Annotated in this window: 12 protein-coding genes; 1 reads left to right on the forward strand and 11 read right to left on the reverse strand. The window is 76.2% G+C overall.

Annotated features, from left to right (window positions below):
• Positions 1-83: 83 nt before the first annotated feature.
• The 7 genes from E4A51_RS15765 to E4A51_RS15795 form a co-directional block, all read right to left on the reverse strand.
• Complete coding sequence (locus E4A51_RS15765; protein ID WP_134852325.1) at positions 84-2,957, reverse strand: RNA helicase; 2,874 nt, start codon at positions 2,955-2,957, stop codon at positions 84-86.
• Between the two features lie 31 nt (positions 2,958-2,988).
• Complete coding sequence (locus tag E4A51_RS15770; RefSeq protein ID WP_134852326.1) at positions 2,989-3,903, reverse strand: diacylglycerol kinase family protein; 915 nt, start codon at positions 3,901-3,903, stop codon at positions 2,989-2,991.
• Positions 3,900-4,712, reverse strand: a complete 813-nt coding sequence (gene tatC, locus E4A51_RS15775) for a twin-arginine translocase subunit TatC (RefSeq protein WP_070318792.1) — start codon at positions 4,710-4,712, stop codon at positions 3,900-3,902. The genes E4A51_RS15770 and tatC overlap by 4 nt, the downstream gene beginning before the upstream one ends.
• Before the next feature lie 40 nt (positions 4,713-4,752).
• A complete protein-coding gene (tatA, locus tag E4A51_RS15780) occupies positions 4,753-5,058 on the reverse strand; it encodes a twin-arginine translocase TatA/TatE family subunit (protein ID WP_046530526.1) in 306 nt (101 codons plus the stop codon).
• Between the two features lie 128 nt (positions 5,059-5,186).
• Positions 5,187-5,519, reverse strand: coding sequence for a hypothetical protein (locus E4A51_RS15785; RefSeq protein ID WP_070318745.1), 333 nt, complete (start codon positions 5,517-5,519; stop codon positions 5,187-5,189).
• 1 nt (position 5,520) lies between these two features.
• Positions 5,521-6,501, reverse strand: a complete 981-nt coding sequence (locus tag E4A51_RS15790; RefSeq protein ID WP_134852327.1) for a YafY family protein — start codon at positions 6,499-6,501, stop codon at positions 5,521-5,523.
• Positions 6,494-7,540, reverse strand: a complete 1,047-nt coding sequence (locus tag E4A51_RS15795) for a YafY family protein (RefSeq protein WP_070318747.1) — start codon at positions 7,538-7,540, stop codon at positions 6,494-6,496. The genes E4A51_RS15790 and E4A51_RS15795 overlap by 8 nt, the downstream gene beginning before the upstream one ends.
• 72 nt (positions 7,541-7,612) lie before the next feature.
• On the opposite strand from E4A51_RS15795, the gene E4A51_RS15800 reads away from it, so the two are divergent.
• A complete protein-coding gene (locus tag E4A51_RS15800) occupies positions 7,613-8,770 on the forward strand; it encodes a DUF3866 family protein (RefSeq protein WP_134852328.1) in 1,158 nt (385 codons plus the stop codon).
• Between the two features lie 81 nt (positions 8,771-8,851).
• On the opposite strand, the gene E4A51_RS15805 is transcribed toward E4A51_RS15800, so the two are convergent.
• The 4 genes from E4A51_RS15805 to pnuC form a co-directional block, all read right to left on the reverse strand.
• On the reverse strand, positions 8,852-9,298 hold the full coding sequence (locus E4A51_RS15805; protein ID WP_046528392.1) for a PH domain-containing protein: 447 nt from the start codon (positions 9,296-9,298) through the stop codon (positions 8,852-8,854).
• A gap of 1 nt (position 9,299) precedes the next feature.
• Positions 9,300-10,148 (reverse strand): ATP phosphoribosyltransferase, encoded by an 849-nt coding sequence (gene hisG / locus E4A51_RS15810; protein ID WP_046528391.1) that lies wholly within the window; start codon positions 10,146-10,148, stop codon positions 9,300-9,302.
• A gap of 40 nt (positions 10,149-10,188) precedes the next feature.
• Positions 10,189-10,452, reverse strand: coding sequence for a phosphoribosyl-ATP diphosphatase (locus tag E4A51_RS15815; protein ID WP_046530525.1), 264 nt, complete (start codon positions 10,450-10,452; stop codon positions 10,189-10,191).
• A 67-nt stretch (positions 10,453-10,519) separates the two neighbouring features.
• Entirely contained in the window at positions 10,520-11,218 is a 699-nt protein-coding gene (gene pnuC, locus E4A51_RS15820; protein ID WP_046528390.1) for a nicotinamide riboside transporter PnuC, read from the reverse strand.

Consider the following 11,218-nt stretch of genomic DNA (forward strand, 5'->3'; position numbering starts at 1 on the left):
AGGGCCCGCCGCGCCGGGGCGCGGCCCGGGACCACGCCCCGGGCGTCGTGACCTGCGCCTCAGCGGCGCGCGCCGGACCGCCGTCAGACCGCCGAGTACGCGACCACGCCGCGGCGCAGCCCCAGCACGGCACGCTCCGCGGTCGTCCGCAGGCGGGCCGTCGGCGCGGCCCCCGCGACCTGGTCGAGCACGTCGATGACCTGCTTGCACCACCGCACGAAGTCGCCGGCCGCGAGGTCCGACCCCCGCAGCACCGCGTCGAGGCTGCGGCCCGCGGCCCACCGGTGGATCGGCTCGACCAGGCCGAGGTCGAGCGGCTGGATCGTCTCGAGCCGCGCCGCGTGCTCGAGGTCCTCGAGCTGGGACCACGCACGCACGGCGGCGTCCAGCGCCCGCCCGAGACGGCCGTCGGGCCCGCCGGGGACGTGCGCGCCGGTGTCGTCGTCCCGCCGCGACCGGTACACGAGCGTCGACACGGCGGCCGCGAGGCCCGGCGCGTCGAGCTCGTCCCACACGCCCTGCCGCAGGCACTCGGCGAGCACGAGGTCGTTCTCGGCGTAGAGGCGGCGCAGCCACTGCCCGTCCGGCGTCACGGCGAGCGTGCCGTCGTCGTCGAGAGCGAGGTAGCCGAGGGTCCGCAGCACGTCGCACGTGCGGTCGAACACGGCGGCGATCGAGCCGGTACGGCCCGCGATGCGCCGCACGAGCGCCGCGTGCTCGTCGCGCAGCCGCTCCCACCGCTCGGCCCACCGCGCGTGGTCCTCACGGTCGGGGCAGCGGTGGCAGGGGTGCGCCCGCAGCTCGCGGCGCAGCTCCTCCAGCGCGGCGTCCTCCGCGGCGGCCGTCCGCGCCCGGTCGCGGCGTCCCCCCGGGCGCCCCGAGGGGGTCACGTCGAGCTCGTCGAGCCGCGACCGCAGACGCGCCGCGAGGTCGCGACGCGCGGCCGGGACCCGGACCTGGAAGCCGCCCGGCACCTTCAGCCGGCCGACCGTCCGCAGGCCCGTGCCGACGTCGGCCACCGTGAGCCGGCGCACCTGGCGGTCCGTCGTCAGCACGGTCGGCCGCGGACCGTCGAACCCTCCCGGCCCGCCCGGGTCCACCACGACCGCGTGCTGCGCCCGCCTGCCCACGGGGATCTCGACGACGTCACCGGTCTTCAGGCCGTCGAGCGTGCGCGCGACGTCCGCGCGGCGCGCCGCGGCCGCGTCCTTGGCCAGGCCGCGCTCGCGGTCGGTGATCGCGCGTCGCAGGCCCATGTACTGCGCGAAGTCCCCGAGGTGGCACGACATGGCCTCGGCGTACCCCTCGAGCGCCTCGGCGTGCGTCTGCGCCTGCCGCGCGAGCCCGACGACGCCGCGGTCGGCCTGGAACTGCGCGAACGAGGTCTCGAGCACCTCGCGCGCGCGTTCACGCCCGACCTGCGCGACGAGGTTGACGGACATGTTGTACGTCGGCCGGAACGACGAGCGCAGCGGGTACAGGCGGCGCGAGGCCAGGCCCGCGAGCTGCACGGGGTCGAGGCCCGCGTGCGCGACGACGACCGCGTGCCCCTCGGTGTCGATGCCGCGGCGGCCGGCACGGCCGGTGAGCTGCGTGTACTCCCCCGGCGTGATGTCGACGTGCGCGCTGCCGTCCCACTTGACGAGCTTCTCGAGCACGACCGAGCGCGCGGGCATGTTGATGCCGAGCGCGAGGGTCTCGGTCGCGAACACGACCTTGACCCAGCCGCGCGAGAACAGGTCCTCGACGGTCTCCTTGAACAGCGGCAGCATGCCGGCGTGGTGCGCCGCGACGCCGCGCACGGCGGCCTCGACGAACCGGTCGTACCCCAGCACGGCGAGGTCCTCGGGCGGGATCGCCGCGCAGCGTTCCTCGACGAGGAGGCGGATCTCGGACTGCTCGCGGGGGTTCGTCAGCCGGACGCCGGCGCGCAGGCACTGCTCGACGGCGGACTCGCACCCGGCGCGCGAGAAGATGAACACGATCGCGGGCAGCAGGTCGGCCTGCGCGAGCTCGTCGACCACGACGAACCGGGGCGTGGGGCGCACGCCCCCGCCGCCCCGGTGCGGGCCGGGGCCGCCGCGTCCGCGGCCGCCGCGGTCGCCGGGCCCGCGGCGCGGCGGCCCGCCGGGCAGCTGACGGCGCAGGAGCTGCGCGAGGTCGGGGTTGATGGGCGGGTCGACGCCGGGGTCCGTGGGGTCGACGTGGCCCGCGTACAGCTCGAGGAGCCGGTCGTCGACCATGACGTGCTGCCCGAGCGGCACGGGGCGGTGCTCGCTGACGACGACCGTGGTGTCGCCGCGCACGGTCGCGAGCCAGTCGCCGAACTCCTCGGCGTTCGACACGGTCGCGGACAGGGACACGAGCTGCACGTCGTCGGGCAGGTGGATGATCACCTCTTCCCACACGGGCCCGCGGAACCGGTCGGCGAGGTAGTGCACCTCGTCCATGACGACGTACCCGAGCCCGGTGAGCGCGGGTGACCCGGCGTACAGCATGTTGCGCAGGACCTCGGTGGTCATGACGACGACGTCGGCGTCGCCGTTGACGTTGGTGTCGCCGGTGAGCAGGCCGACGCGGTCGGCGCCGTGCACGCGCGCGAGGTCGGCGTACTTCTGGTTCGACAGGGCCTTGATGGGTGTCGTGTAGAACGCCTTGCGGCCCGCGGCGAGCGCGAGGTGGACCGCGAACTCCCCCACGACGGTCTTGCCGGCGCCCGTGGGGGCGGCGACGAGCACGCCGCTGCCACGCTCGAGCGCCGCGCACGCCTCGACCTGGAAGTCGTCGAGCGGGAAGTCGAGGCGGTCGCGGAACGTCGCGAGCTCGCCGCGGTCGGCCCCGGCGCGGCGGCGTGCGGCGGCGTAGCGCTCGGCGGGCGACGGCTCGGCGGGGCTGGTGGTCCGGGCCGCGGGTGCGGCGGCGGACGTGCTGCGGGTGCGGCGGCGACGGGAGGGCACGCGCCCACCCTAGGCACGCCGTGCCGGTGCGCTAGCCGAGCACGCCGAGCGCGCCCGGCACGACCTCGACCTCGAGCGGCAGGGCTCCGAGGTGCTCGCCGTCCGCGAACGCGGCGGGCGGCGCGGGGCCGAGGTCGGGCGCGTGCTCGACCGTGACGCGCGACCCCCGCAGGACCTGCACGCGCGGGTCGTGGACGTGGCTGCCCCGGTACAGGCGCGGGAAGAGCCCGACGACGTCGTGGCGCGTGAGCGGTCCCGCGACGACGACGTCGAGCAGCCCGTCGTCGGGGGTCGCCCCGGGTGCGACGCGCAGGCCACCGCCGAACCACGCGGTGTTGGCGACCGCGACGACCGTGCCGGGAGACTCCCAGAGCGTGCCGTCGACGCGCACGCGGTACCCGTAGGGCCGGAACGCCGCGAGCTCGGGGACCAGGGCGCGCACGTACCGCGCGTGGCCGTGCGGCCAGCGCAGCGTGTTGGCCCGCGCGTTGACGGCCGCGTCGACGCCGCACGACAGGACGCCCGCGTACCAGCGGACCTCGCCGTCGCCCCCGCGGGTCACGCGGACGGCGTCGACGCGGCGGGCGCCGGTGCGCAGCGCGCCGTCGAGGACCGCGACGGCACGGTCGGCGTCGCCGCGCGGCAGGCCGAGCGCGCGGGCCACGTCGTTGCCGGTGCCGACGGCGACGATCCCGAGCGGCAGCGCGGTGCCGGCGACGAGGCCGACACCGAGGTGCACCATGCCGTCGCCGCCGACGACGACGAGCGCGTCGAGGCCCTCGGTCACGGCGGCGCGCGCACGGTCGGTCGCCTGGACGAGGCTCGGCGCGGACAGGTCACGGACGGTGTGCCCGGCGCGCGCCAGCAGGCGGTGCGTGCGCTCCCCCACGACGCCGCCGCGACCGTCGCCCGCGACGGGGTTGACCACGAGGCCGAGCGTGCTCACGCGGTGCCCGGTGCGGCGCCGCCACCTCGCGCGTCGGCGTCCTCGCCGGGCATCGTGCCGTCGAGCCGCGGCAGGCCCTGCGCGACGAGCCGGCGGTCGAGCCGGCGGTCGTGCAGGTGGCACACGCCGATCGCGACGAAGAACAGCACGCAGATGGGGATCGCCACCACGATCATCGAGATCGCGTCAGGTGTGGGCGTGGCCACGGCCGCGAACGTGAACGCGATGACGACCGCCCACCGCCAGCCCGCCAGCCAGGCGCGTGCCCGCACGAGCCCGGCGAAGTTCAGGGCGACCATGACGACCGGCAGCAGGAACCCGACGCCGAACGCGAGGACGATGCGCATGACGAAGCTGAGGTACAGCTGCGCGTCGACCCAGTTGGTGGTCTCGGCGGGGGCGAAGTCGGTGAGCAGGCGCACCGCGTTGGGCAGCGCCCAGAACGCGAGTGCGGCGCCCGCGAGGAACAGGGGCACGCCCGCGGCGATGAACCCGACCGCGTAGCCGCGCTCGCGGCGCGTGAGCCCCGGCGTGATGAAGGCCCACAGCTGATACATCCACCACGGGCTCGTGCCGAGCACCCCGAGGAACAGCGAGACCTTGATCTGGACGTCGAAGGCCGTGGCGACGCCCTGGAAGTTGAGCGACACGGTGTCCCCGCGCCGGGCGGCGACGTCCAGGATGGGCCGCTGCAGCAGCTGGAACACCGGGTCGTAGAAGAACCAGCCGACGACCGTGCCGACGACGAGCCCGACGGCGATGAGCGTGAGCCGCCGGCGCAGCTCGCGCAGGTGCGCGCGCAGCGGCATCCGGCCGCCGTCGGCGGCGGGCGTGCGGGTCACGGGCGGGTCAGGAGCGCGGCGCGGCGGGCGGTGCAGGCGGCGGCGGGGGGACCTCGGAGCCCTCGGGTGCCGTGGTGGCGACCGGGTCGGGCGCACCCGGGGCCGGAGGCGTCGTCGTGGAGGTCGTCGTCGCGGGACCAGGCGTGGCGGGTGCGGACGTCGACGTGCCGTCACCCGTGAGGTCCTGCATCTCCTTCTTGAAGATCTTCAGCGACTGCCCCATGCTCCGCGCCACTCCCGGCAGCCGGTTCGCGCCGAACAGCAGCAGGACGACGACGAGCAGGATGACGGCGTGCGTCGGGGTGAGCCTCATGACGAGTCCGTTCCCTCGGATGGGTGGCGGTGCTGACCGGTCCGAGTCTACGGGGTGGCCCGGGGTTGTCGAAGCGCTTCGCCGGGATGCGTCCCGATTCGTGACCTCCGCGGGGGTGACCGCCGGCCTCAGCCGAACCAGCGGCGCGACGCGTCGGCGACGGTGTCGCGGTGCCGCGCACGTCGCTGCGCGCGCTGCCGGCGGCGCACCGCGCGCAGCTCCTCGAGCCGCGCACCGAGCACGTCGGCGTCCGCCCCCAGGGTGGGGCGGATCTCCTGCTGGGCGTCGCGGGCGCGGGCCTCGAGCTCCGCGGCCTGCTGCGACACGCGCTCGGCCACCTCGCCGGCACGGGCCAGCTCCTCGCCGAGGCCCACCAGGGAGCGCCACAGGCGCCGACCCAGCAGGAACGCGCCGCCGAGCGTGCCCAGCACGAGCAGCGTCCACACGGTGAACCAGAGCACGTCAGACCTCCCCCGCGCCCAGCAGCGGCGCGTAGGCGTCGAGCGCCGAACGTGCGGCCGCGGCCGTGTCCTGCGCCACCTCGACGGGGCGCACGTCGAGCACGTCGTCCGCGACCTGCAGCAGCAGGTGCCGCAGCCACGCGGGCTGCACGACCCGCAGCTCGACCTCGAACGACCCGTCGCCGCGCTCGTGCGTGCGCTCGACCGGCACGGACTCGGCCACCCAGCGCGCGCGGCCCGCGAGCCGGACGGTCACGAGCTCGCCCGACGCGTCCGGCTGGAACACGTCGGCGTCGGCCGCGACGTCGTGCGACTGCGCCGCGTCGGGCAGCACGGTCGCCTCGACGACGCGGTCGAGGCGGAAGAGCCGCTCCGCGTCGGCCGCGAGCGACCACGCCAGCAGGTACGAGCGGTCGTCCTCGCTCACGAGGCGCACCGGGTCCACGTCGCGCTCGGTCACGACGTCCGACGCGTCCACGTACCGCAGGCGCAGGCGACGCCGCTCGGCGAGCGCCGTGCCGATCGCGGCGGCCACCGCGGGCGCCGCGCCGACCTGCAGCTCGACCTCGACGGGCGCCGCGGCCGTGGCGTCGCCCGTGGCGGCCTGCACCTTGGCGAGCACCGAGTCCAGGGCCGCGGCGCGGTCGGCGTCGAGCGCGGGCCGCAGCGCGGCGAGCGAGCGCAGGGCCGCGAGCAGCGCGACGCCCTCGCGAGGCCCCAGGCGCAGCGGGCGGGTCATGCCGCGCGACTCGGTCAGCCGCACGACGCCCTGCTCGTAGGACGCGGCGTCGAAGTCGATGAGGTCGTCCGGCAGGTAGCCCGGCGTGCCCGTGACCCACAGCGTGTCGATGTCGGCCATCACCTGCTCGGGCGGGACGCCGAACTGCGCCGCGAGCTGCTCGACGGGCACGTCGTCGTGCCGTTCGAGGTACGCCACGATCCCCAGCATCCGCACCAGGCGGTCGCTCGCGCGCTCAGGCACCGCGCACCTCCTCCACGCCGCCGCTCACGCGCGCACCCGCGCGGTCGAGCGTCGCGGCGACCCGCAGCATCCCCACGACCTGGTCGCGCACGTCCGCCGGCTCGAGCACGACCACCGCGTCGCCGTACCCGACGACCTCCTCGGCGAGCTCCCAGCCCAGCCGGTACGGCACCGCGACGAGCTCACGCCCCGCGAGCACGCGGTCGGCGCCCACGGGCAGCGTCACGTCGGGCGGCACCGGCACGGCGCGGGCGCGCACGGCACCGGCGCGCTCCGGGGTCACCGCCAGCAGCGCCGTGCGCTCGGGCCCGTCGCCCACCCACGCGCGCGACGCGTCCGCGAGCTCCTCGGGCGTCGGAGCCGTGAACCCCCCGGCAGGGCCGAGCGGCCGCACGGCCCCCCGGATGCGGCTGAGGCGGAAGGACCGGCTCGCCCCGCGGTCGCGGTCCCGGGCGAGGAGCACCCAGCCGCCGCGGCGCGCCAGCAGCTTCCACGGCTCGACGCGCCGCTCGCGCACCTCGCCCGTCGTCGCCGCGTGGTACGTGAAGCGCACGGCCTGCCGGTTCTGCACGGCGTCGACGAGCGGTCCGAACGCGTCGCCACCCGCACGCACGCGCGGCGCGAGACCCGCGACCAGGTCGGCCGCACCCGGCTCGGCACCGACGGCGCGCAGCTTGGTCAGCGCACGCGTCGAGTCGGCGCGCAGCGACTGGTCCTGCCACACCTGCGCGGCGAGCGCGAGGACGCCGAGCTCGGCGGCCGTGAGCTCGACGGCGGGCAGCGACCAGTGCTCGACGTCGATGCGGTAGCCGATGTCGTCGCCGTGCCCCGCGTGCGTCACCGTGAGCACCGGGATGCCCAGGTCGCGCAGCGTGTCCTTGTCGCGCTCGAACATCCGCTCGAACGCGTCGTCGGAGCGCGCGTCGCCGTACCCGGCCACGGACGAGCGCACCTGCTCCTTCGTCATCCGGCCCGGCGTGTTGACCAGGGCGATGACGAGGTTGAGCAGGCGCTCGGCGGGGGGGATCGCGGGGGGCATCGGGCACCACGGTAGTCGCAGCGGGCGCCCCGCCCGACCCGGTGACGTGCGGCGCGCCGGTACCGTGGGCGCGTGATCGCGTGGCGTGCCGGAGTCGTGACGGAGTGCCGGGCCCGGTGGGACGGTGCGTGCGAGTCGACCGTGGCCCTCGAGGGCGAGGACCGCACGGTGCGTGCGCTGTCCTACCCGCACCTCGTGGGCGAGGTCGTGCCGGGCGCGCGCGTGCTGCTCAACGTCACCGCGCTGGTCCGCGGGCTCGGCACCGGCGGGTACGCGCTGGTGGTCGCCCGCACCGACGCGCTCGTGCCCGACCCGCTGCCCGGACCGGGTCACCTCGTCAAGGCGCGGTACACGCCGCTGCAGGCGATGGTCCTGGGGGTCGACGACCAGGAGTCCCCGCACCACGACGTGCTGCGCGACGCCGACGACCTCGCCGGGATGCCCGTCGTCGTGGCGGACCTGCACTCGGCGCTGCCCGCCGTGGTCGCCGGTGCGCGCGCAGCGGCCGCGACCGCCGGGCGCCCCGCGCCCCGCGTGGTGTACGTCATGACCGACGGCGGTGCGCTGCCGGCGTGGTTCTCGCGCGCGGTCGACGCCCTGCGCACCGCGGGGTGGATCGACGCGTGCGTGACCACCGGCCAGGCGTTCGGCGGCGACCTCGAGGCCGTCACCGTGCACACCGGGCTGCTCGCCGCGCGGCACGTCCTCGACGCGGACCTCGTGGTCGTCGCGCAGGGCCCCGGGAACCTCGGCACCGGCACCCGCTGGGGCTTCTCGGGCGTCGCCGCCGGCGAGGCGCTCAACGCGGCCGCTACCCTCGGCGGTCGGCCCGTCGCGTCGCTGCGGGTCTCGGGCGCCGACGCGCGCGAGCGGCACCTCGGGGTGTCGCACCACTCCCTGACCGCCTACGGGCGCGTCGCGCTCGCGGCCTGCGACGTCGTCGTGCCGGCCTTCGCGCCCGACCTGCCGGGCACGCCGCAGGACCTGCTCGCCGAACCGGGGTCGGATGCGTGGGCGGCGCTCGCGGACCGGGTGGACGCGCAGGTCGCGACACTCGTGGCACCGCGGGGGCGGCACCGTGCGGTGCGCGTCGCCGCCGACGACGCGCTGCTGGACGCGTTGCGCGAGGCCCCCGTGACGCTGTCGACGATGGGGCGGCGGCTGGACGCGGACCCGGCCGCGTTCCTCGCGGCGGCCGTCGCGGGCGTGCACGCGGTGCGCGCGGGCTGACGGTCCGCTCCCCCGGTCGGACGCCGCGGCCGAGCGTGCGGGGCGACCTGGTCGCTCGTCGGGCCCGCGCGCGGCCGTCAGTCAGTCGTCGCGGGCGGTCGTCGTCCGGCGGGCCACGAGCGTCGCGAGGCGGCGGGCCTCCTGCTCGGCGAACGCGCCGTCGGCGCGCTGCACGCCCATGACGGCGAGCGTGTCGCCGTCGGCGAGGTCGAGCTGCACCCAGGCCCGGCCCTGACCGAAGCGCACCGAGACGATCTGCGCCCAGTCGACGTGCGTCGTGACGAGGAGGTTCCGCACCAGCAGACCCGTCGCGTCGGGCACCGCGCGCACGGACGCCTGCCGCCAGCAGAACCACGCGATGAGCAGCCCGAACAGCGCGAACCCGGTCTGGTCGAGCGGTGCGAGCCCCGGCATGGTCAGCACCAGCACGGCCGTGAGCGCGAGCACGACGACGGCCACCGCGAGCGTCACGACGCGCGCGAGGCGCGGGCGGAACGGTGCGGCGAGCGCGTCGTCGGGCGTGGGCACGTCAGATCCGGCAGGCGAGGATGGAGGTCACGAGGATCGCGCGCGCGCCGACGTCGTACAGCGCGTCCATGACGCGGTTGGTCTGGCTGCGCGGCACCATCGCGCGCACCGCGGCCCACTCGCCGTTGTGCAGCGGCGACACCGTGGGCGACTCGAGGCCGGGGGTGATCGCGACCGCGTCGTCGACGAGGTGCAGCGGCACGTCGTAGTCCATGAGGACGTACTCGCGCGCGGTCAGCACGCCCTGCAGGCGCCGCGTGAGCGTGTCGAGCCCCGCGGGCTGGTCGACGTCGGCGCGCCGGATGAGCACGGCCTCGGAGCGCAGGATCGGCTCGCCGAAGACCTCGAGGCCCGCGGCGCGCAGCGTCGAGCCGGTCTCGACGACGTCGGCGATCACGTCGGCGACGCCGAGGCGGATCGCGGACTCGACGGCGCCGTCGAGGCGCACGACGGCCTCGGGCTCGACGCCGCGCTCGCGCAGGTACGCCGCGACGAGCTCGGCGTACGACGTCGCGACGCGCAGCCCGGCGATCTGCCGCGCGTCGGTCAGGCGACCGGCGGCGCCGGCGAACCGGAACGTCGAGCGCGCGAAGCCGAGCGGCAGGTGCTCGACGGCCTCCGACGCGGAGTCGATCAGCAGGTCGCGGCCGGTGATCCCGACGTCGACCGTGCCGGCGCCCACGTAGACGGCGACGTCGCGGGGACGCAGGAAGAAGAACTCGACGTCGTTGTCCGGGTCGGGCAGCACGAGCTCGCGGGAGTCGCGGCGCTGGCGGTAGCCCGCCTCGCGCAGCATCTCGGCGGCGGGCTCCGACAGCGAGCCCTTGTTGGGGACGGCGATCCTCAGCACGGTGTCCTCGGGTGGTTCGGTGGGGTGAGGTGGGGGCGCGTCACAGGTGCGTGTACACGTCCTGCAGCGTCAGGCCCTTGGCGAGCATGAGCACCTGCAGGTGGTACAGCAGCTGGGAGATCTCCTCGGCGGCGCGCTCGTCGGACTCATGCTCGGCGGCCATCCACACCTCGGCGGCCTCCTCGACGATCTTCTTGCCGATGGCGTGCACGCCCGCGTCCAGCTCGGCGACCGTGCCCGAGCCCGCGGGGCGGGTCGTGGCCTTGTCGGACAGCTCGGCGAACAGCGCGTCGAAGGTCTTCACGACCGACCAGCCTAGACGCGCGACGGCGCGGGTCGCGCCGCCGTCCACGTCCGCGGACGTGCGGACGTCAGGCGGTCGGGACGCGCTCGTCCACGGCGTCGGCCGCGGCGGCCGTGTCCCGGGCGCGCCACCACACGACGAACCCGTAGAGGACGACGGCGCCGTAGACCGCGTAGAGCACGGCCGACGGGTAGTACCCGGCGGACAGCAGCAGCGGGACGCCGACCGCGTCGACCGCGATCCAGATGAGCCAGAACTCGATCCAGCCGCGGGCCATGCCGTACGTCGCGAGCATCGAGCCGACGAAGATCCACGCGTCCGCCCACGGGCCCCACGAGCCGAGCGCCGAGAACACCGCTGCGCACGCGGCGGTGCCGACCACGGCGACCGAGCCGATGAGGAGCCAGCCGGAGCGACCGGCCCAGCGGGGCACGACCGCCGGTGCGTCGGCGTCGCCGCCCGCGGCCGCGGCCCGCTGCGCGCCGCGCCACCGCACCCAGCCGTACACCGACACGATGACGAAGAACACCTGCCGCCCGGCCTGGCCGTACAGGTCGGTCTGCTGCGGCGTGTGGAACACGCCCCCGAGGAACACCGTGAACAGCAGCACGTTGCCCACGACGCCCACGGGCCACGCCCACACGCGGCGTCGCAGGCCGCCGACCGCGGCCGCGAGGCCGAACAGGTTGCCGACGATCTCGCGCCACAGCACGTCGTACCCCGCGACCGTCAGCGTCGCGTCGAACAGCCAGCCGAGCGGGCCCAC

The sequence above is a fragment of the Cellulomonas sp. HD19AZ1 genome (assembly GCF_004535805.1).
In the GTDB taxonomy this organism is placed as follows: Bacteria; Actinomycetota; Actinomycetes; order Actinomycetales; family Cellulomonadaceae; genus Cellulomonas; species Cellulomonas iranensis.

What these genes read in the sequence shown, in the direction of transcription:
- tatC (WP_070318792.1), bottom strand. Translation starts at nt 4,712, where the DNA reads ATGCCGCTGCGCGCGCACCTGCGCGAGCTGCGCCGGCGGCTCACGCTC.
- tatA (WP_046530526.1), bottom strand. Translation starts at nt 5,058, where the DNA reads ATGAGGCTCACCCCGACGCACGCCGTCATCCTGCTCGTCGTCGTCCTG.
- E4A51_RS15795 (WP_070318747.1), bottom strand. Translation starts at nt 7,540, where the DNA reads ATGCCCCCCGCGATCCCCCCCGCCGAGCGCCTGCTCAACCTCGTCATC.